Origin of the sequence: Bacteroides sp. L008 (assembly GCF_040812255.1) — a bacterium.
GTDB classification, from domain to species: domain Bacteria; phylum Bacteroidota; class Bacteroidia; order Bacteroidales; family Bacteroidaceae; genus Bacteroides; species Bacteroides vicugnae.
This window is the reverse complement of sequence record NZ_JBFNXO010000001.1, coordinates 1,317,095-1,343,963: the sequence shown is the minus strand read 5'-3', so window position 1 is coordinate 1,343,963 and position 26,869 is coordinate 1,317,095. Positions and strand designations below refer to the sequence as shown.

Below are 26,869 nucleotides of genomic sequence, written 5' to 3'. Positions count from 1 at the left end.
TAAATTTCTAATTCGAGATACCTATTTTAAGCGCACAAAGTTAATGAAAACAAAGGATAATTGACAATTGCCTCCTGACAATTGACAATCTTTAAACATTCAACCCTTTGAACCGCCACTCTTTATTTTTCAATTCTCAATTTTCAACTCTCAATTTCTTAAAGAATGAATCCCAGCGAAAAACTTAATGCGCTGTCGCGGCGACGGAAAATAATATTGCTCACCCCCGTACTTCCGTCAGAATTGATGTTGTCGTAAATGATGGACTTGGAGATGTTTCCAAGGCCTTGCTCGTAACGGAAATCGAAGAAGATACGGGAGATGTTGACGCCTACGCCGATCACTGCACTGACATTGAACGGATACAGCCTTTCATGAATCCCCTTCTGGTCGAAATTCTTAAAAGTGATTTCATTGTGCTTTCCCCATAAATAGCGAAGTTTGGGACCTACGAAGATAGACATTCCATAAGGTCCTTTTTTCACCACATTATAACCATATAATATGGGAAAATCGATACTGTGCAGCACAGATTGCACCGAAGCATAATCAGGTTCGATGGCAGGATGCTGCGAACCGAGCTTATCGAAAGTGATTTCACATTTGCTTACATTATAGGACACTTCCGGCTGAATGAAATGCTTCTTCATATTGATGCGCATAAAGAGGGCGCCGAAATAACCTATCTTATAGTTGTTCTGCACCTCATCGATAGTCACATCCTTAATTTTCAGTTCAGACACCATGAACATGGAAGAGTTGAATCCCGCCTTGATACCGATATTTATTTTTCTTGTATTGGGGCGCTCCACTCTATCTGCATTATAATTCTGACCGACAGCCGTGCAGGCTATGGCTAACAAACCGGGAAGAATGAATTTACGCAGCATATTCATGGCAATATCGCACTTTTTATGATTTCTTCTTTTCTACACTCCAACCGAACTTACCGATTTTCTCTCCCAGATTATAATATCCTCCGTGCACATATACCAGCGGATTGGCTTCTGCCAGTTCCAGCTTTCCGGTTTCCGGATTCAGGTTCCAGTCGTCTGCACGGACATTTACCACGTCAGCGATAAACATATCGTGTGAGCCGAGAGAGATGATTTCTTTCACACGGCATTCAATGCAAAGAGGAGATTCTTCAATCAACGGAGCACTGACCACCGTACACTGTCCGGGTGTCAGCTTCATCTCATCAAATTTATGATAATCACGTCCCGAACGAACTCCGCACCAGTCGGTGGCAAAAGCCATATCTTTCGTTGTCAGGTTGATGACAAACTCCATGTTTCTTTTGATAATGTCATAAGAATGGCGTTCCGGACGTACGGATATATAACACATGGGCGGGTTTGTACAAATCGTACCCGTCCATGCTACTGTGATAATATTATATTCGCTTTCATCTTTTCCGCAGCTCACCAGTACAGCCGGCAGCGGATAAATCATCGTTCCTGGTTTCCAGTCCTGTTTCATACTACTTATATCTTTTTTCACCACAGAGGACACAGAGGACACAGAGTATATTGAGGTACAGAGAGTAAAAAAACTTTTTTTTCAAAGAAATAAAACTCTGTGTCCTCTGTGTCCTCTGTGGTGAATAGGAGTTAGAGGATTGTAATCTCTTCACGTTTCTGTTCTTTCTCGCAATAATGACATTTAACGATGCAATTATCCTTATCTATCACATGAAAGATAGTGGCCATCGGTTCGTTGTTGGTGATACATTTCGGATTGGCACATTTCACGATGCCCCGAAGTTCATCCGGCATTTTCACCTCTTTCTTTTCCACTACTTCGTAATCGCGGATGATATTCAGCTTGACGTGTGGGGCAACTACTGAAATACGGTTAATCTCTTCGTCGCAGAAGAATTTATCTGCAATCTTGATGATCCCCTTTTTACCCAGCTTCTTGCTGTCGAGGTTGAATCCGATAGTGATATTGCTGGTCATCTGTTCCACACCGAGTAGTTGCACTACGGTAAAGAGCTTTTCGGATGGGATATGGTCAATCACTGTCCCGTTTTTCAGGGCAGCTACTTGCAATTCTTGTTTATTTTCGCTCATAATAAAATATCGTTTTTAACGTCATCTAATGTGATACCTAATACATCGCAAAGGATTGCTTCGCGGGCATACAGACCGTTTTGTGCCTGTTGGAAATAATATGCTTTCGGGTTGTCATCCACATCGTAAGCAATTTCGTTGACGCGGGGAAGCGGGTGCAGGATACGCAGGTTCGGACGTGTGTTCTCCAGCATTTTGTTACGGAGAATATATACATTCTTCACCCGTTCATATTCCATCAAATCGGTGAAACGTTCGCGTTGCACACGGGTCATATACAGAATATCAGCATCAGCGATAATCTCTTCGTTAAATTCCGTATGTTCAACGTATTTTATTTGGTGAGTTTTACAGTAAAGTTTGTATTCCTCCGGCATTTTCAGCTCTTCGGGAGCAATGAAATGGAAAGTCGGATTAAAGTGTCGCATCGCCATCAGCAATGAATGTACGGTGCGACCGTATTTCAAGTCACCCACCAGGAAAATGTTCAGATTTTCCAGCGTACCTTGTGTCTTGTAGATAGAGTAGAGGTCGAGCATCGTTTGCGACGGGTGCTGGTTGGCTCCGTCACCTGCGTTGACAATAGGCACCGGGGCTACTTCGCTGGCATACCGTGCAGCTCCTTCGAGATGATGTCGCATGACGATAATATCTGCATAGTTGCTCACCATCATGATCGTGTCTTTAAGTGTTTCCCCTTTGGCAGAGCTGGTAGCTTTGGGGTCAGAGAATCCGATTACTCGTGCACCGAGACGGTTGGCAGCTGTTTCAAAACTCAAGCGGGTACGGGTGGAAGGTTCAAAGAACAGGGTTGCTACAACCTTTCCTTGTAATAACCGGCGATTGGGGTTCATTTCAAACTGCTTCGCCATTTCGAGCATGTAGAGGATTTTTTCTTTAGAATGTTCGGCAATGGTTACTAAACTTCTGTTTTCCATTTTGTTATCTTTTATGTGGATAGAACTTGTTTTACCGGAGCGTAAAGGTACGAAGAATTTGTGAAAAGCACAGATTTTTCGTACCTTTTTTATCAGCTTTTAATCAGTCGGTTTATTTCCGTCCGCCGGCTAACGCTGCAATGATATATTTCCCCGGTGCTCCGATTTTGCTCCAGGTCGTATTGGAGAGCAGTTTCCACACCTGGGTGCCTTTCCTGCCATAGTCCGATAACCGCAGAATCGTCTGTTTCTCTTTCTGGTCAGTCACTTTATGGTTGTCCAGGCTCTCCATTAATCCTGCAATGTTGTGTGTAGCCAGATTGTAGGCATACCCCGGAATCTCAATCGAAACAATGTTGGTTTCTTCTTCTTCATGATTTAGTTTAGTTTCCTTTAGTTTAGTTTGTCGGAAAATGTCTGCATTTTCTTGACTCACCTCCTCTTGAGTTTCAAAAATGTCTGCATTTTCCGCGTTCAACTCTTCTTTTTGCATCCCTTTTTTCTTCTTGGTCTCTAATAGATAAGGTAGTTGGGAGAAATCTATTTTCCTCCGTGTAGTGGCTTCGAACCACACCCTTTGAATCTGTTCCGAAGTGAGTATGCCGTATTTTTCGTAGGTTTCTTTATGGAAAAATCCTTTCTCCAATAACAGGTCGACAATCTTTTCCATCATGTCCTCTTTGATCCCGCCGCCCACTTTACGGACGAAAATCAGGTTTTGTTCCTTTCCCCAAGAGATATAATATCCCTCTTTATATATTTTACAAAGCAATCGCATGACAATGTAAGAAGCTAATACTCCAAACTTAGCTTCTAATAGTTCCATCACTTCTTCGTCAAAGAAGTTTGCCGGTGTCGGAAAATAAGGTATCCCTTTATTAATCATATTCATTGTTCAATATATTTTAATCTAACTTATACAATAGCTCTCCACTCCATCAGGTTCCCGATCATAAATCTTCTCCATCCTTTTTGTTCTTCACTCCAATAGAGAATAGACTCTTGTTTTGCTGTGATATTGAATTCTCTATGGAAGAATTTTTCATATCCTACCAGTGTTCCTCTTTCCAGACAAAACGTGCCATCCTGCTTGTAAAAAGCTATCACTACATTCCCATACAACATGCGATCTATTAGTTTAATGCACTCTTGTACAATTCTCTCCGCACATTTATCCGAAATCCCCTTTTCAGCAGTAATACGTTTTTTCCATACTAATTTGCAAGCTTCTAACTTGCCTTTCCTGATTTTTTGTCTCATTTTCTTCTGTTTTTAATTTTGAAAAATAAATTTCTGTTTGAGCGTAAATCTTCCCTTATAGATAGTGACGGTATGTTGTTGTCATAGCGTCACTATCCTTTCATTATAGTGACGCTATAACGATAGCATACCGTCACTATTTTTTTAAGGGAAAATCTGTTAGTTTTCGACCGGTTGAAAACGGCGGCGAAGGTAAGCTTTATATTCCAACTGTCCCATTATTTTTTCTTAGTACTTGCTTTTGACCTTTTCAGCCTGTTCTCTTTTTTCCTTTTTTTCTTTCATGTACTCTTCCTCAACAGGTTTTTTCAATGCACCCAATTCAGCATGTATACTGCTAAGTTCCATTAACTTATAGCCGCCATGTTTGTGGATGTATAATACTTTTTGGTCATAGATATATTGGGCTAGATTTATCAGCTTTTTCTTCTTAGGATGGCGGAAATGTCCATCAATAAAGATTTTTAAATACATGGTGAAATAAAGGCGGATATCTCCGTCGATTGCTATTCTGTTATCCAGCTCTTCTTCACTGATGATTTCTTCCTTTGAATGCTTCCCTGGAGCTTTTTTCATTGTTTGGACATTTCTTTTTACCTTGTCGTTTTTACTACCTTTTTTGGCATTTTTACTTTTCATAATCTACTAATTTTAACGTTGGTTAAACATGTGTTAATTCTAAAAATAATATCTGGAAAGTGAAATTGAACCTGCAAAAAGATTTGTTCTTTTGTCGCTTGCCAAATAGTATATATATAAAATAACTAGTGATGCAAATGATGAATAAAAATGGATTCAGTCGATGTGGGGAGAACTACATCAATCGTTTACGAAAGGAGGGGCGCTATTCTACAGCGCATGTCTATAAGAATGCCCTTTATTCTTTCAGTAAGTTTTGTGGTACGTTGAATATGTCGTTCAGGCAGGTCACCAAAGAACGTTTACGACGTTATGGTCAGTATCTTTATGAGTGTGGTTTGAAGCCTAATACGATTTCTACGTATATGCGTATGCTTCGTAGCATTTACAATCGGGGAGTGGAAGCAGGGAGTGCCCCTTATGTTCCCCGATTATTTCATGATGTCTATACAGGTGTGGATGTCCGACAAAAGAAAGCTTTGCCTGCCGGTGAGTTGCACAGACTTCTGTATGAGGATCCCAAATCGGAGCGTTTACGTCGCACACAAACTATTGCTGCTCTGATGTTCCAGTTTTGTGGAATGTCATTCGCTGATTTAGCGCATCTGGAAAAATCGGCTTTAGATCAGAGTGTATTACGCTATAATCGAATCAAGACGAAAACTCCCATGAGCGTGGAAGTGCTTGATACTGCCAGGGGAATGATTAATCAACTCCGAAGTAATCAGGAACCTATTCCTGATTGTCCGGACTATCTGTTCGATATACTTTGCGGTAATAAAAAACGGAAGGATGAAAGGGCATACCGTGAATATCAGTCTGCTCTTCGGAGATTCAATAATCGTTTGAAGGATTTGGCGAGAGCTCTGCGTTTGAATTCTCCCGTTTCTTCTTACACACTCCGTCATTCCTGGGCAACGACAGCCAAGTATCGTGGAGTGCCAATTGAAATGATCAGTGAATCATTGGGACACAAATCAATAAAAACCACACAAATCTATTTAAAGGGGTTTGAGCTAAGAGAACGTACAGAAGTAAATAAAGGGAATTTATCTTACATTAGGAACTATCGTTTAGGTAGGTAATTAACGGTAAAGTGTTAGAAATCAAGGGCGAAATGTTTCTGTTACTTCTTAGGTAACGGATAATTATTCGGTGCAAAGATATGCAAAAATACAAATAGTAAACAAGTAAAATCTTCTTTTTTTTCTGATTTGTTGAAATATGCAACAAAAATATATCAGGACATGATGATTCTGTTTGATCATGCCCGATATTCCTATATTCTGTTTTCAAAGATGCTTTTCCCTTCGCGTAGGTTAGAAAAACATTGCTGTAGGCGGTTCTTGTCCATGTTTTTCTGTTTTCATCTGTTTTCCTGTGAATAAATACCTTATCCGTTACCTAAGAAGTAACGGACACATAAGGGGTAAAAAAGTATGATTCTGACGAAAGAAACTTTAAGTGCTGGGCCTAAAATTGGGACAGGGGAAGGCGTAGCACACTCTAAACGCTGGTATGTTGCTCTGGTTCGTATGCATCATGAGAAGAAAGTAGCCGAACGTTTAGACAAAATGGGGATTGAAAATTTTGTACCGGTCCAGCAAGAAGTACATCAATGGAGCGACCGCCGTAAAGTGGTTGAATCCGTGCTGCTTCCCATGATGGTCTTTGTACATGCTGATCCTAAAGAACGTAAAGAGGTTCTTTCTTTTTCTACAGTTAGTCGGTATATGGTAATGCGCGGTGAGAGCAGTCCGACTATCATTCCTGATGAACAAATGGCCCGTTTCCGTTTTATGCTCGACTATTCCGAAGAGGCAATCTGTATGAATAGTGCTCCTTTGGCACGTGGTGAGAAAGTACGTGTTATTAAAGGTCCTTTGACGGGGCTTGTAGGAGAGCTTGTTACAGTAGATGGTAGAAGTAAGATTGCTGTCCGGTTGAATATGCTGGGGTGTGCTTGTGCGGATATGCCGGTCGGGTATGTAGAGCCGATAGGTGAGAGGCAATAATCAAATTATTAATCAAAAGTATGACATAGGAGGTGCCGAATAACTTTTAAAGGTATTATAGGCATATAGTAAATATTTACATGTCTCAAGCGACAGACAACAATAAACGAATAGCGAAGAATACCTTACTTCTCTATATTCGTATGCTTTTTATGATGATCGTGAGTTTATATACTTCACGTGTCATACTAGATGCTCTAGGAGTTGAAGATTTTGGTATATATAATGTCGTAGGTGGCGTTGTAGCTATGTTTTCGGTAATATCGGGGTCATTATCTGCTTCTATCAGTAGATTTATTACCTTTGAATTGGGGAAAGGTGATCAAAGTAAGCTGAATAAGATATTTTCAGCATCGGTTACTATCCAAATATTGTTGTCTTTAATCGTAGTCATATTAATAGAGATTGTTGGTGTATGGTTTCTTAATTCTAAGATGATTATTCCAGCAGATAGAATACTGGCAGCTAATTGGGTACTCCAATTTTCTGTTGTCACTTTTGTCATAAATCTTATAAGTGTTCCATATAACGCATCTATAATAGCACATGAAAAAATGTCGGCCTTTGCTTATATCAGTATATTGGAAGCTATAGGCAAACTTATTATTGCATATTTGATCGTTATAGCTCCTATGGATAAATTGGTGTTTTATTCAATTTTGATGTGTTCTGTAGCAATAATTATTCGTTTTACTTATGGCTATTATTGTAAAAGGCATTTCAAAGAGTGTACTTATCATTTTTGTTGGGATAAAGAACTTCTAAAGAATATGTTTGGGTTTGCAGGATGGAATTTCATTGGAGCTGCTTCATCCGTGTTAAGAGATCAAGGTGGAAATGTTGTCATTAATTTGTTTTTCGGTCCGTCTGTAAATGCAGCTAAAGGTATTGCTATGCAAGTAAATTCAGCAATTTCAGGATTTGTTAGTAATTTTATGACAGCATTAAATCCGCAAATTACAAAATCTTATGCTTCTGGCAATCAAGACTATATGATGGCACTTATCTTTCAAGGAGCGAAGTTCTCATTTTATATGTTGTTGTTGCTCTCATTGCCGGTGATTATCAATACTCACTATATTCTTGGGCTATGGCTGAAATTGGTGCCGGAACATGCAGTTCTGTTTGTGCGGCTAACGTTGCTTTTTGCCATGAGTGAATCTATTTCAAATCCATTGATTACGGCCATGCTTGCCACGGGTAGAATTCGGAACTATCAGATTATGGTAGGTGGTCTGCAGATGCTGAATCTCCCTATATCATATATCTTTCTTCGTTTGGGGTGTGTACCGGAGTCTGTATTGTTTGTTGCAATATTTATATCTCAATGCTGTTTAGTTGCACGTCTTTATATGCTCAGAGGAATGATTGGATTGTCTTCTGTCAAGTATTTGAAACATGTGTATTTAAAAGTCTTGATGGTAATGTCAACATCAGCGATTCTACCAATATTATTATTAAAGAACATAAATGAAACCTTTTTATCCTTTTTAGTTATATCTGTAGTGTCAATACTTACCACATCAATTTCGATATTTTATATAGGATGTAGTAAAGAAGAAAGAGTTTTTGTCTGGGCAAAGGTCAGTGCTTTATGTGCAAAAATCAGAAGATGATAGAACGTAATTATTCAATAGATATTCTTAAGTTTATATGTGCAATCCTTGTGGTATTCCTTCACACTGATTGTGTATATCATGATTACATCTTGCCACTCACACGTTGCGCAGTGCCTTGCTTTTTTATGATTAGTGGTTATTTGTTATTCAACGATGGCGATATAGAAATATCGAGATTAAAACGCAGTACTAGGAATATTTTGCACATCATCGTATGGTCTACGTTGTTGTTTGCTTGTTATAAAGAAGCTGTGGCAATACATCAAGGGAGTGTTTACATACCATCACTTCGTGAATTATTTAATTTTATAGTTCTTAATGAAAATCCTTTTGGCGGTCATCTTTGGTATTTGGGGGCATATTTATATGTACTATTGATAGCAATGATTATAAGCAAGTATAAGATTTGGAAATATATGTTCTATGCCATTCCTATATTATTGCTGACAGACTTAATATTGGGTAAGTATAGTTTACTTTTTCTCGATAGAGAGTTTCCAGTTATCTATGTACGGAACTTTTTGTTTGTCGGTCTACCATATTTTGCATTGGGGGCATGTCTGAAGAAGTATAGTGACAAGATTAGTAAAATTAAATACTATTATTGGCTTATTGGGGGCATTTTATTCTCATTGACGTCTCTAATGGAAAAATGGGTATTGCTATATTTAGACAAGAATCCCGGACGTGAACATTATTTTAGTAGCACGTTGCTTGCGCTATGTCTATTCTTGTTAGTATTATCATTCAAGAAGAAAGAACCAACTATATATTCGACTATTGGAAATAAAGATTCGCTTTACATATACATCTTTCATCCTCTTTTTATATCAATCATCGGTATGATAGTTGGTAAGATAGCATCAAATTCTATAGTAAATATATACTCATTTACTGCGCCATTTGTAGTGTTCTTATCGACGATGGTCTTTATAATAGTAATAAGAAAAATCCGGTTGATACAATGATAAATATCAATAATCAGGCAGATTGTTGCGGATGTACTGCATGTGCCAGTATTTGCGCTCATGATGCTATCACGATGAAACCAGATGCGCTTGGATTTCTCTATCCGGAAGTGGATCGAAGCAAGTGTGTTGATTGCGGTCTGTGTGAGAAGGTGTGTGCTTTTAATGACGATTACGATAAAAGCTTAAATATAGATAACCCTTTAGCTTATGCGGCAAGGCATAAAAATGAGGAAGAATTAAGATATAGCCGTTCTGGAGCCGTATTTGTTGCTATGTCTGATTATATTCTGGAACATGGTGGCGTTGTGTATGGTGCAGGATATGCTGACCATTTTAGAGTCGTCCATAAACGAGCAACTACAAAAGAAGAATGTAGCGAATTCAAGGGAAGTAAGTATGTACAGAGCGATATGAATACGGTGTTCCGCCAAGTGAAGCAAGATTTGAAGGCAGGTTTGGTTGTTTTATTCTCTGGTACTCCATGTCAAACAGCAGGTTTGAATAGTTATATAGGAAAAGCTCAAAGAAAAAATCTCATTCTTATAGACATTATTTGTCATGCAGTGCCCAGTCCTTCTATATGGAAAGATTATCTTGGCTATACAGAATCAAAATTCAAATCAAACGTTATCAAATTAGAATTTCGAGAAAAATCCATTGGGTGGAACCAACCACACATGGAAAGTTTTACTTTTACAGATAACTCTATTCATAAAGACTTTCTGTTAAGGTATCTTTTTTATTCAGGATTAATTTCCCGGCCCTCTTGTGAGCATTGTAAATATTGCAATCTTTCCAGACCTTCTGATTTGACTATCGGAGACTTTTGGGGATATGAAAAAGTCGTACCGAAAATGAATACAGACAATAAAGGAATCTCGCTCGTTATTTGTAACACGGATAAGGGGTGTAGTTTTTTTAGGGAATGTTCTTATATGCTGCATACAAAGCATGTAGACTTGATGAATTCATTGCAACCCAATCTGCAACATCCTTCGTCTGTAGATCCTCGTTGGCATCAATTTGCAAAGGATTATCAAAAAAGAGGATTTTTGTATGTTGCCAGGAAATATGGAAATGTAGGTTATCGTTACCAACTAAGAATGTTTATGGACAAAATTAAGCGGAAATTATCCATTTAATATGAAGATAGGAATATTGACATTTCATTGTGCTCACAATTATGGGGCCGTGTTGCAGACCTATGCTTTAGTAACGTATTTGCGGAAGAATAACTATGATGCGGAGATAATAGATTATAGACCCAAATCGTTAACTATGTCCCATGGTATTATGCCTTGGCGTAGAATTTCCCGACTTAATATAATACGAAAAGTTATCTTTGTTCTTAGAATATTACCGTTCTTAACGGTAAGAAAAGAACGTTCTGACAAATTTCAATCATTTATAGATAGCTTACCTCTTTCAACTCGGAAATATACGGAAACAGACAGTGAAGTCACAGGCTATGATATAATAATTTGTGGCAGTGACCAAGTTTGGAATCCTAGCATTACCAATGGCTTTGATAAATTCTTTTGTGGAAGTGTCAGTCATAAAGGCAAATTTATATCCTATGCAGCTAGTACTGAAGCCAAACGAATCATCTCCGATGACTATAAAAAATATAAAGAAGTACTCTCCAATTTTGAGAATATTTCAGTTAGAGAGTCAGAGCTTAAAAATATTTTGCAACCACTCATAAATAAAGAAATATCGAAAGTTATAGACCCTGTGTTTTTATTATCTGCCAATGAATGGCAAAAGGTAGCTATCAAACCAACTTTTACCGACAAACCATACCTTCTTGTATATCAGGTAAAGAGAGACGATAGGGTACTGGATATGGCAAATAAATATGCTGCATTACACCACATGAGTGTTGTTGAAGTAACAGCAGAGGCTGAATATAAAAAAATGAAGAATCGAATATTGACAGCATCTCCTTTTGAATTTGTGGGATTGTTTGCCAATGCCTCATGTGTCGTTACAACATCATTTCATGGAACCGCATTTTCTATAATATTCAACAAGCCTTTTAAAACCGTATTGTTCAATGCGCCCGGCGATGGACGGGCTCTGGATGTAATGAATACTTTCGGCATAGAAAATTCGACAGTTAATGTAGATAGCGGGGATATTCAGGAAATGTCTCTTAACACCCCTAATTTAGATATTATAGTCCGGACTTCGGAAACATTTATAAAGCAGGCCATACAACGATGAATAATGCAATAGTCAAAAGATATCCATTGGCAAACTCCTTTCCGATATTATTAATAGTTTGTCTGATATTGGAACAAGGTTACGGTCTTCTTCCAATACCTAGATACTTATTTATCGTGTTGGTGGGTGTTTTCTTCTTTTATTATAAAAAAGGAACATCTTACAGTAAGCCCATTTCCATCTTTGTAGTTAGCTGCTTTCTAAGCATCTTGTCGTGTATGTATTTTAGGAATGAAAGTCCTGTCAGTATTATGGGCGAATATAATATATATCTTATGATTGTATTTTATTTTGTCTTGTGCAAATACAATGTAAGTATTGAAGTTCTTGAAAAGGTATTGTTCTGGGCTTTTATCATATTCTGCTTTTGTTACTTATATCAAGTTTCAGTCTATCCCAAACTTGTATTTCTAGATAAAAACAATCAGTACAATGAAACTATAGATGTGTTGAACCGACGAATTCGAATGGTGGGAATGTCCATTAATTCATTGGGATATTTTTATAGTTTGAATAAAATCTTGGAGAAGAAAATGAACTATACACTTCCCATGTTGCTTTCATTGGTGTGTATGTTGTTATTTGGATTTAGAACTTTACTGTTCTTTTCTGCTGTATTTTCTATAATAATGATTATAAGATTTAACGGCTTTTCAAAGAAACTTGTCTTCTGGTGTGCATTAGGGGGATTAGGTGCTTATCTGCTTTATCTTACTCCCATCTTCCAAACGGTTTTTGAAAGAATGATGGAGAGGCAAGAATCCGACCAGACTTTTGGTAATAAAGATTATATTAGATATGCAACTTTGTTCCATTATTATGGTAATCATTATAAGAGTGCGGTAGAGATGTTTTTGGGTTCTGGATTATGTAACCGGGCATTGAGAACATCTTATTCTTTAGAAATTGTGAGAAATGAATCATACGGCTTGCATTATTACGATTGGGGATTGTTGGGAATTAGTTGGATGACCGGAGTACTTAGCCTGATTGGAATGTTATGGTGGTCACTAAAAGCGGCATTTGCAAAACTTCCCAAGAAATATTTATATCTTTCTGTATGGTTCGGATACATTCTGACTTGTGCATTTACGTCTGCTGAATTTGTCCGTCAAGGATGTTTTCTGATACAAGCAATATGTTTATACCTCATTTATAAAATATCCTTGTATGAAAAGAATCGCTATAATGAATAATGGGACATTACCCATACCGTCAGTTTTGGGAGGTGCAGTAGAAACATTGGTTCAGCTTCTGGTTGATACCAATGAAAAAGAAAAGCAAATGCAGCTTGAAATTCTTTCTATTGATAACGTTAATGCAAGAGAAAAGGCAAAAGAGTATAGATATACCCATTTTCACTTTGTTAGTACTTCGAGTATTTTGAATCGAATGACAGACTTTCTAAAGCGTTGTTATAATTTTATAGCCTTACGGACAGGTCTGCCATTTATTGGATATTGTTATGCAAGCGCGTTGGTTCGTTTCATCAAGAATTGTAACAATATTGATGCTGTTCTTTTGGAAGGTTCTTCAATTAATGCTGATTATATAAAGAGGAAAACCGCATTGCCCGTTATACAACGCATACATAATGTACCGCTCCATAGCTTGCGTCATTGGGATGATTTGAATGCAAAATCAACAGACCTTTATTTGGGGATTAGCAACTATATATGCACTGTGTTGCAGAAAAATGTTGAAGGAAAATATGGTGCTGCCATCAAGCTATTATATAATTCAATCAATTTTAATCAGTTCAATGTAAGGACTACAAATGAAGAAAGACATACATTGAGAAAGTCATTAAATATTCCTGCAAATTCTTTTCTTTTTGTTTTCTCGGGTAGATTGAGAAATTACAAAGGTATAAAAGAATTGCTACTTGCTTTCTTGGAATCTAAAGATAAAATGCCTGATGCCTATTTGCTTATTGTCGGAAGTTTTGCATTTTCTTCTACTTACGTGTCCCTATTCGAAAAAGAACTTGCGTCTATCATTCATCAGTTGGGAGAACGGGTCATATTTACAGGCTTTGTAAAGTATGAAGTCATTCATCGATATTATCAAATTGCAAATGTGGGTGTATTCCCTTCCATATGGGAGGAGCCTTTTGCACTTACCTGCCTTGAGGCAATTGCAAGCTCCTTGCCTGTCATTATAACGAGAAGTGGAGGAATGCCGGAAATCGTTAATGAAGAGTGCGGCATTGTTGTGGAGAATGATGCGAATCTGGTTAATTCATTGGCTGCAGCAATGGAAAATATATATGGTATGGATAAAGCTAAATTAGAAAATATGGCTCAACATTCAGTATTGAGAGCTCAATCATTTGATAATCAACTTCAATACAAACAATTTGTTGAATACATCAATTCTGAAATATAGTATATGAAAAATATACTTATAACGTTTACGAATGCAATAGATCCCACAACTGGAGGAGTCGAAAGGGTATATCATAATCTTGTGCCTTATTTTAGGGAGCATGGATATAATGTGTTTGCTACGTATCAAAGAAAAACTGATTATGATAAAAATTCCGTCTATACCAAAGCGATATTTATGGAGTATTCTATTGATAATGTTGGATATTTTGATAAGTTAGACAAGGTAATGATGGAAATGGCTGTAGATATTGTAATTTGTCCATTTCCAAGTTATCAATTGTTCAATTACTGTTCTCGGTTAATTGATAAAAAGGTTTTCTTTCATGTACACAATGTTCCATCCAAATTGATGTATCCCAGTTCGGCAAAGTTGCCAAATATATTGAAAGAATCTTTTGTTGACAGATGCTTAAAACGTATACGTTTTGATTTGAGATATTTAGCATCATTCAGAAGAATTGAATTAAATAAAATGAAGATAGTCCTTCTTTCTGATTTCTTTAGGGATGACCTAAAAAGTTTTTATGATTTCAACCCTAAATGTATATGTGCTTTGCCCAATCCATTCTGTATTGATGAAGAATATCAATTGGATTATCAGAAGAAAGAGAAAATGATTCTATATGTCGGAAGAATAAATACTAGACAAAAGCGTTTTCAATCTCTTCTTAATATTTGGAAAAGACTGCAAAATGAATTACTCGATTATAGACTTGAAATAGTAGGAGGAGGACCCGAAAAAGAATTGTATGAGAATCTGGCTCATGAAATGCGTCTTAAACGTATCACATTTCATGATTTTCAAAATCCGACGGAATATTATAAAAAAGCCGTATGCAGTTGCATGACAAGTAACTACGAGGGATTTAGTATGGTCTTAATTGAAGCAATGCAGTATGGATGTGTGCCATTTGTTTTTAATTCATTTGCATCTCTACCAGATATAATAGATGATAAGGTCAATGGATATGTCATTACGCCATTCGATGAAGGTGAATATGTACAGAAGATAAAAGAATTTATATTGTTATCAAAAAAGAATAAAGAAATAATCAGCGTTAAAGCCATGGAAAAAAGCCGAGAATTTGATGTCAGACGAGTTGGTCAACGATGGATAGAACTTATTGATAACTATTAAAATAAAAGACCATGAACCATTTGAAAATTATTTTGATGTCTCTAATTGGTTATTTCTATAACAATATAGTTACATATATTCCATCTCACATAATACGTAAATATTGTCTTATAATGTTTGGTGGCAAGATAGGCCATCATACACGAATTGATATGTGTGGATATATAGGCAGAGTAACAAAACTAAATATAGGAAACTATACCCATATTAATAGAGGGTGTATTTTACAAGCATTTGGTGGTATAACTATTGGAAATAGTGTCTCGATTAGTCACCGATGCAACATTATTAGCGGTGGACATGATGTTAACTCTCCCACATTTGAAGGAGATCATCAACCTATTGTTATTGGTGATTATGTCTGGATTGGAGTGGGAGCGACAATATTAAAAGGGGTAACAATAGGTAAGGGGGCGGTAGTGGCAGCAGGAGCTGTAGTGACTAAAGACGTTCCAGATTATGCTATCGTGGGTGGCATTCCTGCAAAAATAATAGGCGAACGAAATCATGACTTAAAGTATCAGTGTATAAGTTCGAGGAGGTGGTTACTCTTACAATAGTAAATCTTCATGGAGATTAGCATCCGATGAAACGGATTATATATACTTCTGTCGATGAATATTGTGAATAACTTTATATCGTTAGTGTTTACCTTATACCCTATTTTGTATGAATAAGAAAAAAATATGTTGGATTACTCCAGATTGCTTCATTGACTGCGATTTGAATTATTTCAATATGCATGAAATTTTAAAGCATTATGATATTCATTGGATCGTACTTTTTAGTAGGAATAATAGGTTCAAAGAGTCAGACTTCGAACAAATAAGGAAAGAAAATATGAATTTGACAATTGAATTTTTTAGGTTCAATTATAAAATGCGCAATCCTAAGAATATTCTAATAAATATACGCCTTGGCAAAGCTATAAAAAGGCAAACTCCTGATATAATTTATATGAATGATAGTATCTATTCACCATGGAAATTGCCAATGTTTTATTTATTACCAAAGAGACATTATATTCAAACAGCACATCAAGGAGAAGTTCATATAGGTATGGGACATAAAAGACTATTAAATATACTGCGTAGATTGGTTTATTCACGAGTGAAATATGTTAATATGTTTTCTAAGTCACAAGCGGAGCTTTTTCAAAAACATTTTCCTAGTTCAAGGGTATTTAAGATTCCATTAGCCTTAAAAGACTTTGGTGTTCCTACCATTGTGAAACCTAAAGATGGTATTATTCGATTCCTTTCATTTGGTACAATTAATTATGCTAAAAATATTGATTTGTTAATAGATGCTGCATGTGTACTTTATGATAAAGGATATCGAAACTTTAGGGTATCGATTAATGGTATGTGTAAAGATTGGAGTTTTTATCAGACAAAAATTAAATATCCAGAGCTTTTTGATATAGATATTCGGTCAATAGATAATTCTGAAATAGCTAATCTATTTGCTTCCACTGACTATTTTGTTCAACCTTATAGAGTAGTGTCTCAAAGTGGCCCTACAAAAATTGCATTTAATTATAATATTCCAATTATAGCATCAAATTTATTAGGCTTTTCTGATGAAATTCTTGAAGGTGTGAATGGATATCTTTTTGAACCAGGGAATGTAAACGATTTAGTTCGTGTAATGGCTAATGCCATAGATAAGTATGCATGTGATTATAGTAAGTTGAAAGCTTTAATGGCAGAGCATACAGAACAATACTATTCGTTTGGAAGAATTGCGTCTCTGTATGTGAAAATGTTTGATGATGTATTGAGTAAATAAATCTTTAGATTGTTTCAAATGAAAGAAAGGTTTAAATCAGCTATTAAAGGAAATAGCTTTATTGTATGGCTACGGATTATATATGAAAAAATAGGAGAATCCTTTTCATTGACTTTGTATAATGGAAGCACAAATCAAACAAAGGATATATATAAGAAACAAGCTGAATTGCAAATCAGAATACATGCCTTGGAAAAGGGAATGTCTATTGGTAGAGTAAGGGTGGGATTTGGAAAAGAAAAGGCATTTTCTCTTATTGAGGATCTTGCGGATTTGCTAAAAAAAGGTGGCTCGAAACAGTTTGTTGTTGAATCTGTCTCCGTCTTACAGAAGTATATCGAATTTAATGAGAATATGGGTGCTGCTATGGCTGATATAGAGATAGCACTCAATAAATTGTGCTCTTGTTACAATATAAAAAGCAATGATGTTGGCGGAATATATAATCTTAGCTTAAAAGATGTTTCAAGTAAAACCCAATGTCCTTTTGATTCATTTTCTCAATCACGTTTTTCTATTCGTGATTTTGGTGATTCACCATTAGATATAGATAAAGTTTATGCTGCATTAAAACTTTGTGAACGCACTCCATCAGCTTGTAATAGACAGAGTTGGGTAATTCATGTGTATACAGAAAATAAGTTAGTTGAAAAAATGTTCAAGTTACAAGGAGGGAGCAAGGGGTTTTATGAACAAATGCAATGTGCTATTCTTATATGTGGTGATTTGAGGAATTATGGCTTTTATGAACAAAATCTACCTTTTGTTGATGGAGGACTTTATGCGATGAATCTTCTTTACTCCCTTCATTATAATGGATTAGCTACCATACCATTGACTATGGGACATAAATGGAGAGTCATAAAAAAGATAAAGCAAGAAATGAATATTCCCGGAAATGAGATTCCAGTTCTTTTGATAGGTGTTGGAACGTATAAGGATGACTTTAAAGTTGCAGTTTCGCATCGCTATTCATATAAACAGTATGTAAAATTTAATCAATAAGTGATGAGAATGGGATTACTAACATATCATCATTCTGCAAACTATGGTGCAGTAATGCAAAGTTATGCAACGTGTCGAGCCCTAAAAGAACTAGGTCATGAAGTTGAATTTATAAATTTCCGGCAAGATGAAAAAAGATCGAATAGTTCGATAATCTTTTATTTTAAGATAAAAGCGTTTGATAGATTTATGGAAACATTTTATCCTAGTGAAACAAAGGTGATTCAATCTATGGACGACTTAAATGCAATAGCTTCAAATTATGATTGTTTAATGGTAGGCAGTGATCAAGTTTGGAATCCGGGGATCAGTCAGAGTAAATGCTTGGCATACTTCTTGGATTTTGGAGAATCTGACATTCGAAGAATCTCCTATGCTTCTAGTTTTGGAATTTCAAAATGGCCTGAACAATATCAGAGTTTACTACCGAGCATAAATAGCTCTCTTCATAGATTTTGTAGCATAAGTGTTAGAGAAGAGACTGGAAAATATCTTTTGAATAGCTTATTTAAACTCAACTCACAAGTAGTTTTAGACCCTACGCTATTACATGCTGACTATAATGAAATAACAGGAAGTATAGTGAATAATGATGAGGTGATTTGTTATTTACTCAATAGAGGTAAACTACAATTGGAGAAAACAATCAGGCTATCGAGATCTTTGGGTAAAACACCAAAAATGATTTCAACCATTAGACCTACATTTGGTTTTAGGTATGTTTATCCACCATCGATTGAGAATTGGATTAGGTATATTGCCGGAGCTAAATTTGTAATAACGGACTCTTTTCATGGATTAGCCTTCAGCTTGATTTACAATAAACAGTTTGTTGTGATATCTCCTAGTAATGGGAAAAATAGTAGATTAAAGGATTTACTTAAATCTGTGGGTCTTGAAGATAGATATTTTGATGAAAATGATCCAATTATATACCGTGAACTGCAAAATAAAAAAATAGATTACAATAAAGTGAATTCAAAGCTTGAAATTTTAAAGAAAGTTTCATGGGATTATCTTAAAAATGCTCTTCAATAGAGGTATAGGCTATGGAAAAGAAACGAATTTGCTACTTAGTGTCCTCGCTATGCAACGAAGGACCTGTCAATGTAATGTATAACATCATTAAGAATATTGATTTCTTAAAATTTGAAGTCTCTATTATTACATTTGTTCCAGAGAAAGAAACGACAAGAATGCATGATTTCTCAAAATTACCTATAAGTATATATCAACTTTCGAAGAATAAATTTCTGAATCCAATTTCATTATATTTAAGGCTAAAAGACACTGTTAATGAGATTGAACCGAATGTGTTACATGCTCATTGTCCGCGATCTTTATATCTTATGGCATTTCTTCCAAAGAAATTTATTAAGATATTCACTATTCACAATTATCCAAATGAGTTTCAGATTGTATTATATGGCAAAATTAAAGGTGAAATTGTTATTTTACTTGATCATATTTTCACTCGTTGGATAAAAAATGGGATTTGTTGTGCTCCCAATATTAGAGAAGATTATTTAACTAATAAAGGTTGGGATTTTAAATGTATTCCTAATGGTTCCTCTATGCCTGTTTGGAAGTATAATGACGATGAAAAATCAAAATATCGAAAAGAATTTGGATTGAAAGAGGGGATGAAATATTTCATTTTTATTAGTCGATTCTCACAAGAAAAGAATCCTGATATTATCATCCATGCGTTTCGTTTACTCGACAGATCAGACATTGGACTTGTGATGCTTGGTAAGGGCCCCATGTGGGATGAGCTTAAAAAACAAGAAAGTACAAATATCATAATGCCTGGTTTTTCAAACAGGGTTTATGATTATATAATTGCATCTGATTTTTATATATCGGCTTCCAATACAGAAGGATTGGCGAATACCTTGTTGGAAAGTATGAGTGTTGGACTTCCTATGCTTTTGTCTGATATTCCATCGCATAGAGCAGTAATGAATATGTTGGGAGATGATACAGGTATTCTCTACAATCAACACAATCAGAAAGAGTTGCTTGAAGGGATAACAAGAATACTGGAATTTGATAGTTTAAAGGCTTCAGAAAACATTCAATACGTTTACACTAAAGAGTTTACCTCTGAAGTAATGTCTAGGCGCTATCAAGAAGAATATATAAACCTTTTATAATGAGTAAAAAGTCTAAGAAAATTAATCATATACCTCATTAATGAAAAAGATACTAATTACAGGTGGAAGCGGATTTATTGGTACTAATCTGATAGAACATCTGTTAAAAAAAATAGATGCCGAACTTCTTACTCTCGATATTAATGAGCCTAAAATCGATTCTCACAATAGATTTTGGAAACGCGTGGATATTAGAGAGTATGAAGAGTTGAGGGAGAAAATTGTGGAATACAAACCGGATATAGTGATTCATCTGGCAGCTCGAACAGATTTAAGAGGCTTGACTTTGAAAGATTACGATGCCAATATGACTGGAGTAAGTAACCTGTTGAAAGCAATTGATGAAGCTGGTACAGTCCAAAAAGCAGTGTTTGCTTCATCAATGTATGTGTGTGAACCCGGATACATGCCTAAAGATTTTGAAGACTATGCACCTCATACACTTTATGGAGAAAGTAAAGTTGAAACAGAAAGAAGAATAAAGAAGGCAAATCCGTCTTATACATGGAGCATTATAAGGCCCACATCAATCTGGGGACCATGGTTTGGAGAACCTTACGATAAATTTTTCCATATTGTGATGAATCGTATGTATTTTCATATGGGCAAGAAAGCTTGTAAAAAGACGTATGGATATGTTGACAATGCTATTTATCAAATAGAATCTATCTTGAAGGCGGAGTCTGAAAAAGTGAACAGAAATGTGTATTATCTAGGAGACTACGAAGCCTATTCTATCACAGATTGGGCTAATGAAATAGCAAATATCGAAAGTATTAAAATTCCTCATGTCCCTTATTTTTGCTTCCGATGGATGGGATATGTGGGGGATTGTTTAAAAAAAATAGGAATCGCTTTCCCTATGACTAGCTTCCGACTGCATAATATGACAACGAACAATGTTCATAATTTGGAGCCTATAAAATCAATAGCTCCTCATTTGCCGGTATCTAGGGTAGAGGGTACTAAGGTCACTTTAGATTGGATTCATAAATATGAGTAAAAGAGGCAGTATATGTTTTATTAATGGATAAAGCTATTTTTTATGAAAGTTTCAATTATAACTTCGTGCTACAATCGTGCAGCAACGATTAGGAGTGCTATCGAGAGTGTCTTAGCACAGGATTATAATGACATAGAGTTTATTGTGGTGGATGGCTCCAGTACGGATGGTTCGTTGGATATTATCCGAGAATATGTAGATCGAATTTCGATCATTATATCGGAACCTGACCATGGTATGTATGAGGCTATCAATAAGGGTATTCGTGTGGCTACGGGAGAGATAATTGGATTGCTGCATTCGGATGATTTTTTTTATGATAATGGGGTAATTGGGCGCATTGTAAAACGAATAAAACGGACACATGCTGATTTCTTATATGGTGATGGTCTCTTTGTGAATCCTGATAATACGAACAAAGTGGTGCGCAACTGGATTGGGGGAGGGTATCGTCTTTGGAAAGTGCGTCATGGATGGCTTCCGCTTCATCCCACTTGCTATATACGACGCGATGTAATGATGAGACTGGGGCTTTATAACGAGAGTTATAAAATTGCAGCTGATAGTGACCTATTGGTACGTTATCTGTTGACCGGTGGACTCACGGTGACATATCTCAATGAATATATCGTGCGGATGCGTATGGGTGGGCTTTCTACTGATAGTGCTAAACGTAAGAAGATGTGGGAAGAGGATATTAGGGTGTATGTCTCGCACGGATTATGGCCTACTTTGACCAAATTGGAAAAGATGGCTTGGAAAGTACCGCAATTTGTACTCGCATTACTGAAAAAATAGGTAATTATTCCAGATAAGAATTATAAAAATAAAGTGTATGCAGGAAGTCCAACGTTTTAACAAAGTCCTAAAATCTTTGGTCCTTTTTGGGGATCTTATTTTGCTGAACCTGCTTTTATGGGGATTTAATTTGTTTCTGGGTACCCGTTTCTGGTGTATTCATTGCGGTTCTATCTTTCAGGGTATGACTCTTATCACTCTGTGCTATTTACTTTGTAATATGCATTCAGGTGTTATTCTTCATCGTCCTGTGGTACGTCCTGAACAGATTATGATCCGTGTTTTACGTAACATGGTTCCTTTTGTCTTTTTATCGGTTTGTACGTTGCTTGTTTTTCATTTTCATTTTTCACATTCCCGATATTTCGGACTGTTTTATGTTGCTTTAATAATTGTTATTATCAGCTATCGTTTAATTTCCCGTCACTTTCTGGAGCTTTATCGAAAAAAGGGAGGAAATGTTCGTAAGGTCGTATTGGTTGGGAGCCATGAGAATATGCAGGAACTTTATCATGCGATGACGGATGATCCTACGTCTGGTTATCGTGTACTGGGTTATTTCGAGGATTTTCCTTCGGGTCGGTATCCACAGGAGGTTCCATATTTGGGACAACCCAATGAAGTAAGTGTTTTTTTAGAAAAACATGCGGGAGAGATTAATCAGCTTTATTGTAGTCTTCCTTCTGTGCGTAGTGCGGAGATTGTTCCTATTATTAATTACTGTGAAAATCATTTGGTCCGTTTTTTTAGTGTTCCTAATGTCCGTAACTATTTGAAACGTAGGATGCATTTTGAGTTATTGGGTAATGTTCCTGTGCTTTCCATTCGTTGTGAGCCATTGGAGTCATTGGAGAACCGTATTATCAAGCGTACTTTTGATGTCATTTGTTCAGGGCTATTTCTTATTACAGTCTTCCCGTTCGTTTATATATTCTTCGGAATTGCGATCAAGCTAAGTTCTCCCGGCCCTGTCTTTTTCAAGCAGAAACGCAGTGGTGAGGATGGTCGTGAATTCTGGTGTTACAAGTTTCGTTCGATGAAGGTTAATACGCAATGTGATACTCTTCAGGCCACGGAAAACGATCCTCGTAAAACACGTATCGGAGAGATTATGAGGAAGACTAGTGTGGATGAATTACCACAATTCATCAATGTGTTGAAGGGTGATATGTCTATTGTAGGTCCCCGTCCACACATGTTGAAGCATACGGAGGAATATTCTAATCTGATAAATAAGTTTATGGTTCGTCACTTTGTTAAACCTGGAATAACTGGTTGGGCGCAGGTGACTGGTTATCGTGGTGAGACGAAAGAACTCTGGCAGATGGAGGGTCGCGTGCAACGTGATATCTGGTACATAGAGCATTGGACTTTTTTATTGGATTTATATATTATGTATAAGACAGTGTATAATGCCATACGCGGAGAAAAAGAGGCATATTAAATAATTGACAATAAAAAGACGATAATAAAAACTTAGAAATTAAAGGGCGTTTAATTATGAATTTACGAATTATGATGAGAAGACTTAACAACAGAAATTTATGGCTACTATTGTTGCCATTCCTATTGACTGCTTGTCAGTCTTATAAAAAGGTTCCATATTTTCAAAATGTGGAAGTTGTGAACGAGGTAGAACAACAGGAAAAATTGTATGATGCCAAGATAATGCCAAAGGATTTGTTGACTATTGTGGTATCGTGCACTAGTCCTGAACTTGCGATACCTTTTAACCTGACAGTGGCCAGTAATGCTGGAATAGCTGTGAGTACTTCGTCTTATGTGACTACTCAACCTGTATTACAACCTTATTTGGTAGATAATGAAGGAAATATAAATTTTCCTGTATTAGGAGAATTGAAGTTAGGCGGCTTAACGAAAAGGGAAGCTGAACAGCTGATTATAGATAAATTGAAGCCTTACATGAAGGAGACTCCCATTGTAACGGTGCGTATGGTAAATTATAAAATATCTGTTATCGGCGAAGTTACCAGACCGGGTACTTTTACTATCTCTAATGAGAAAGTAAATCTGTTGGAAGCATTAGCCATGGCAGGTGATATGACAGTATACGGTCTTCGTGATAATGTGAAGTTGATTCGTGAGGACGCAAACGGCAAACAGCAAATTGTAACCTTGGATTTGAATAAGGCCGAAACCATTCTTTCACCTTACTATTGGTTACAGCAGAATGATATTGTTTATGTAACCCCTAATAAAGCAAAGGCTCGAAATTCGGATGTGGGCAACAGTACCAGTCTTTGGTTCTCTGCTACTTCTATTTTGGTATCTATCGTCAGCCTATTAGTAAATATTTTAAAATAATGATTTGCAATGAAAGAAACAGATTTCAACGAAGCACAAGAATCTAAGGAAGAAAATATAGACGTTAAGGAACTACTGTTTAAGTATTTGATCCACTGGCCTTGGTTTGTGGGTGCGGTTGTGGCGTGTTTGATTGCGGCATGGGTCTATCTTTATATATCCACTCCCGTATATAATATTTCCGCTACGGTTTTAATAAAGGATGATAAGAAAGGTGGTAGTGCCGGAATGCTTTCCGGGTTGGAGAGTCTGGGATTGGATGGTATGGTCTCTTCTTCGCAGAATATTGATAACGAGATTGAAGTTCTCCGTTCCAAGACTATCGTTAAAGAGGTGGTTGAAGATTTGGGGCTTTATATTTCCTATACGGATGAAGATGAATTCCCTTCCAGAAACACGTATAAGACTTCACCGGTACAAGTGAGTCTGACTCCGCAGGAAGCTGATTTGTTGGAGGAACCGATGATTGTGGAGATGGCATTGCAACCACAGGGAAGTATGGATGTGAATGTGAAGATTGCCGGTAATAAATATCAGAAACATTTCGAAAAATTGCCGGCTGTTTTTCCTACCGGCAAAGGGACATTGGCTTTTTTCCTGACGCCGGACTCGGTATTATCTTCTAAAAGGACATTGGAAGAAATTACAGATCCGGAAAAGACTACACGTAATATTACAGCAACAATTAATAGGCCTTTGGCTGTAGCGAAATGGTGTTGTAAGAATATGACTATCGAACCTACTTCCAAAACCACTTCTGTAGCTGTCATATCATTGAAAAATTCAAATGTACAACGCGGCAAGGATTTTATCAATAAGCTGTTGGAGATGTATAATATCAATACGAATAATGATAAGAATGAGGTTGCACAGAAAACAGCAGAATTTATCAATGAACGTATTAGTATTATTTCGAAAGAACTCGGTAGTACGGAAAAGGATCTGGAAAGCTTTAAACGTGGGGCAGGTATTACTGATTTGACCAGTGATGCACAGATTGCATTGACCGGTAGTGCTGAATATGAAAAGAAGCGTGTGGAGAATCAAACCCAGATTAATTTGCTGCAGGATTTGCAGAAATATATGCAAAATGAAGGTTATGAGGTTCTGCCCAGTAATATCGGATTGCAAGATGTGAATCTTGCGGCTGCTATCAACCGTTATAATGATGTGCTTGTTGAGAGAAAACGTTTGCTGCGTACATCAACAGAGAATAATCCTACCATCATAAATCTGGATACCAGCATTAGTGCAATGAAAGAGAATGTGCAAGTATCTTTAGACAGGGTGTTACGCGGATTGTTCATCACAAAGGCAGATTTGGATCGTGAAGCGAACCGTTATTCCCGTCGCATCAGTGAAGCGCCTGGCCAAGAACGTGAGTTTGTAAGTATTGCGCGTCAACAGGAGATAAAGGCCGGACTCTATCTGATGCTTCTTCAGAAGCGTGAGGAGAATGCTATCACTCTGGCTGCTACTGCCAACAATGCGAAGATTATAGATGACGCTATAGCGGATGATGCTCCTGTATCTCCTAGAAGTAAAATTACTTATTTGATAGCTTTGATATTAGGAGTCGGAATTCCTGTAGGTGTCATTTATTTGCTCGAATTAACCAAATTCAAGATTGAAGGTCGTGCTGACGTAGAAAGGCTCACTAGTGTACCTATTGTCGGTGATGTCCCATTAACTGATGAAAAGCAGGGAGCTATTGCTGTATTTGAGAATCAAAATAATCTAATGAGTGAAACCTTCCGTAATATTCGAACGAATCTTCAATTTATGCTTGGAAATGATAAGAAGGTGATTTTGGTTACTTCTACAGTTAGTGGTGAAGGTAAATCCTTTATCTCTGGTAATCTAGCTATTAGTCTTTCTTTATTGGGGAAGAAAGTAGTAATCGTAGGTCTTGATATTCGTAAGCCAGGTTTGAATAAGGTATTCAATATATCGAAAAGAGAACAAGGTATAACTCAATATTTGGCCAATCCGGAAAAGAACTTGATGGATTTGGTACAGCTTTCCGATGTCAGTAAGAATCTCTATATTCTTCCTGGTGGAACAGTTCCTCCTAATCCGACTGAATTACTGGCCCGTGATGGATTGGATAAAGCGATTGAGACTCTTAAAAAGAATTTTGAATATGTAATTCTGGATACTGCTCCTGTCGGTATGGTAACTGATACATTACTGATAGGACGTGTAGCTGATTTATCTGTTTATGTCTGTCGTGCAGACTATACCCACAAGAATGAGTATACTTTGATTAACGAACTTGCTGAAAATAATAAATTGCCTAAACTGTGTACTGTAATAAATGGTCTGGATTTAAAGAGAAGAAAGTACGGTTATTATTACGGTTATGGTAAATATGGTAAGTATTATGGTTATGGTAAACGATACGGCTATGGTTATGGATATGGAGAACAATCTGGTAAGGAAGAATAAATCTATTGATAACCAAAATATTTTTAAATTAATAATGTTATAGAGTGGTTTATAATACTTTACACAAAAGTG

At 36.6% G+C, this 26,869-nt stretch carries 26 protein-coding genes; 19 read left to right on the top strand and 7 right to left on the bottom strand.

The genetic code is table 11. The features are described from left to right. Positions 1 to 158: 158 nt before the first annotated feature. From AB3G73_RS05455 to AB3G73_RS05425, 7 genes are all read right to left on the bottom strand, one after another. Entirely contained in the window at positions 159 to 896 is a 738-nt protein-coding gene (locus AB3G73_RS05455; protein WP_367743434.1) for a porin family protein, read from the bottom strand. A gap of 16 nt (positions 897 to 912) precedes the next feature. After that, on the bottom strand, positions 913 to 1,482 hold the full coding sequence (locus AB3G73_RS05450; RefSeq protein WP_367743432.1) for a flavin reductase family protein: 570 nt from the start codon (positions 1,480 to 1,482) through the stop codon (positions 913 to 915). Between the two features lie 131 nt (positions 1,483 to 1,613). After that, entirely contained in the window at positions 1,614 to 2,075 is a 462-nt protein-coding gene (gene pyrI / locus AB3G73_RS05445) for an aspartate carbamoyltransferase regulatory subunit (protein ID WP_032843517.1), read from the bottom strand. Beyond that, positions 2,072 to 3,013 carry an aspartate carbamoyltransferase gene (pyrB, locus tag AB3G73_RS05440; RefSeq protein WP_122137587.1) on the bottom strand — a complete coding sequence of 314 codons (942 nt, stop codon included), beginning with the start codon at positions 3,011 to 3,013 and terminating at the stop codon, positions 2,072 to 2,074. Before pyrB ends, pyrI begins: the two co-directional genes overlap by 4 nt. Positions 3,014 to 3,125: 112 nt before the next feature. Next, positions 3,126 to 3,905, bottom strand: a complete 780-nt coding sequence (locus AB3G73_RS05435) for a DUF4373 domain-containing protein (protein WP_320974613.1) — start codon at positions 3,903 to 3,905, stop codon at positions 3,126 to 3,128. Positions 3,906 to 3,928: 23 nt separating this feature from the next. Further along, the gene (locus AB3G73_RS05430) at positions 3,929 to 4,273 is read right to left on the bottom strand and encodes an SH3 beta-barrel fold-containing protein (RefSeq protein ID WP_008648001.1); all 345 of its coding nucleotides are present in this window, start codon (positions 4,271 to 4,273) and stop codon (positions 3,929 to 3,931) included. Between the two features lie 228 nt (positions 4,274 to 4,501). Then, entirely contained in the window at positions 4,502 to 4,912 is a 411-nt protein-coding gene (locus AB3G73_RS05425) for a DUF4119 family protein (protein WP_004295796.1), read from the bottom strand. A 131-nt stretch (positions 4,913 to 5,043) separates the two neighbouring features. On the opposite strand from AB3G73_RS05425, the gene AB3G73_RS05420 reads away from it, so the two are divergent. From AB3G73_RS05420 to AB3G73_RS05330, 19 genes are all read left to right on the top strand, one after another. Beyond that, complete coding sequence (locus AB3G73_RS05420; RefSeq protein ID WP_032851914.1) at positions 5,044 to 5,997, top strand: tyrosine-type DNA invertase cluster 3b; 954 nt, start codon at positions 5,044 to 5,046, stop codon at positions 5,995 to 5,997. A 354-nt stretch (positions 5,998 to 6,351) separates the two neighbouring features. Further along, positions 6,352 to 6,927 carry a UpxY family transcription antiterminator gene (locus AB3G73_RS05415; RefSeq protein ID WP_004295799.1) on the top strand — a complete coding sequence of 192 codons (576 nt, stop codon included), beginning with the start codon at positions 6,352 to 6,354 and terminating at the stop codon, positions 6,925 to 6,927. Positions 6,928 to 7,007: 80 nt separating this feature from the next. Beyond that, complete coding sequence (locus AB3G73_RS05410; RefSeq protein WP_217723480.1) at positions 7,008 to 8,543, top strand: oligosaccharide flippase family protein; 1,536 nt, start codon at positions 7,008 to 7,010, stop codon at positions 8,541 to 8,543. Then, positions 8,522 to 9,514: an acyltransferase gene (locus tag AB3G73_RS05405; RefSeq protein WP_004295801.1), complete on the top strand. Its 993-nt coding sequence runs from the start codon at positions 8,522 to 8,524 to the stop codon at positions 9,512 to 9,514. The genes AB3G73_RS05410 and AB3G73_RS05405 overlap by 22 nt, the downstream gene beginning before the upstream one ends. Beyond that, positions 9,511 to 10,659, top strand: a complete 1,149-nt coding sequence (locus AB3G73_RS05400; protein ID WP_004295802.1) for a Coenzyme F420 hydrogenase/dehydrogenase, beta subunit C-terminal domain — start codon at positions 9,511 to 9,513, stop codon at positions 10,657 to 10,659. Before AB3G73_RS05405 ends, AB3G73_RS05400 begins: the two co-directional genes overlap by 4 nt. 1 nt (position 10,660) lies before the next feature. After that, positions 10,661 to 11,743: a polysaccharide pyruvyl transferase family protein gene (locus AB3G73_RS05395; RefSeq protein WP_367743426.1), complete on the top strand. Its 1,083-nt coding sequence runs from the start codon at positions 10,661 to 10,663 to the stop codon at positions 11,741 to 11,743. A 629-nt stretch (positions 11,744 to 12,372) separates the two neighbouring features. Further along, positions 12,373 to 12,939 (top strand): hypothetical protein, encoded by a 567-nt coding sequence (locus AB3G73_RS05390; protein WP_229095204.1) that lies wholly within the window; start codon positions 12,373 to 12,375, stop codon positions 12,937 to 12,939. Next, the gene (locus AB3G73_RS05385) at positions 12,914 to 14,131 is read left to right on the top strand and encodes a glycosyltransferase family 4 protein (protein ID WP_367743425.1); all 1,218 of its coding nucleotides are present in this window, start codon (positions 12,914 to 12,916) and stop codon (positions 14,129 to 14,131) included. Before AB3G73_RS05390 ends, AB3G73_RS05385 begins: the two co-directional genes overlap by 26 nt. Positions 14,132 to 14,134: 3 nt before the next feature. Beyond that, positions 14,135 to 15,271 carry a glycosyltransferase gene (locus tag AB3G73_RS05380; RefSeq protein ID WP_004295806.1) on the top strand — a complete coding sequence of 379 codons (1,137 nt, stop codon included), beginning with the start codon at positions 14,135 to 14,137 and terminating at the stop codon, positions 15,269 to 15,271. 11 nt (positions 15,272 to 15,282) lie between these two features. After that, entirely contained in the window at positions 15,283 to 15,831 is a 549-nt protein-coding gene (locus tag AB3G73_RS05375; RefSeq protein ID WP_004295807.1) for a DapH/DapD/GlmU-related protein, read from the top strand. A gap of 109 nt (positions 15,832 to 15,940) precedes the next feature. Further along, positions 15,941 to 17,062: a glycosyltransferase family 4 protein gene (locus AB3G73_RS05370; protein WP_004295808.1), complete on the top strand. Its 1,122-nt coding sequence runs from the start codon at positions 15,941 to 15,943 to the stop codon at positions 17,060 to 17,062. An 18-nt stretch (positions 17,063 to 17,080) separates the two neighbouring features. Continuing rightward, entirely contained in the window at positions 17,081 to 18,067 is a 987-nt protein-coding gene (locus tag AB3G73_RS05365) for a nitroreductase family protein (RefSeq protein WP_004295809.1), read from the top strand. Between the two features lie 9 nt (positions 18,068 to 18,076). Beyond that, positions 18,077 to 19,105: a polysaccharide pyruvyl transferase family protein gene (locus AB3G73_RS05360; RefSeq protein ID WP_367743416.1), complete on the top strand. Its 1,029-nt coding sequence runs from the start codon at positions 18,077 to 18,079 to the stop codon at positions 19,103 to 19,105. Between the two features lie 11 nt (positions 19,106 to 19,116). Then, positions 19,117 to 20,223: a glycosyltransferase family 4 protein gene (locus tag AB3G73_RS05355; protein ID WP_004308889.1), complete on the top strand. Its 1,107-nt coding sequence runs from the start codon at positions 19,117 to 19,119 to the stop codon at positions 20,221 to 20,223. Between the two features lie 40 nt (positions 20,224 to 20,263). Then, positions 20,264 to 21,226, top strand: a complete 963-nt coding sequence (locus AB3G73_RS05350) for an NAD-dependent epimerase/dehydratase family protein (RefSeq protein WP_367743409.1) — start codon at positions 20,264 to 20,266, stop codon at positions 21,224 to 21,226. A gap of 42 nt (positions 21,227 to 21,268) precedes the next feature. Beyond that, positions 21,269 to 22,024 carry a glycosyltransferase family 2 protein gene (locus AB3G73_RS05345; protein ID WP_004295813.1) on the top strand — a complete coding sequence of 252 codons (756 nt, stop codon included), beginning with the start codon at positions 21,269 to 21,271 and terminating at the stop codon, positions 22,022 to 22,024. Positions 22,025 to 22,061: 37 nt separating this feature from the next. Then, positions 22,062 to 23,468, top strand: coding sequence for an undecaprenyl-phosphate glucose phosphotransferase (locus AB3G73_RS05340; RefSeq protein ID WP_004295814.1), 1,407 nt, complete (start codon positions 22,062 to 22,064; stop codon positions 23,466 to 23,468). A gap of 56 nt (positions 23,469 to 23,524) precedes the next feature. After that, complete coding sequence (locus tag AB3G73_RS05335) at positions 23,525 to 24,349, top strand: polysaccharide biosynthesis/export family protein (RefSeq protein WP_004308893.1); 825 nt, start codon at positions 23,525 to 23,527, stop codon at positions 24,347 to 24,349. 9 nt (positions 24,350 to 24,358) lie between these two features. After that, positions 24,359 to 26,797 (top strand): GumC family protein, encoded by a 2,439-nt coding sequence (locus AB3G73_RS05330; RefSeq protein ID WP_367743394.1) that lies wholly within the window; start codon positions 24,359 to 24,361, stop codon positions 26,795 to 26,797. Positions 26,798 to 26,869: the final 72 nt, after the last annotated feature.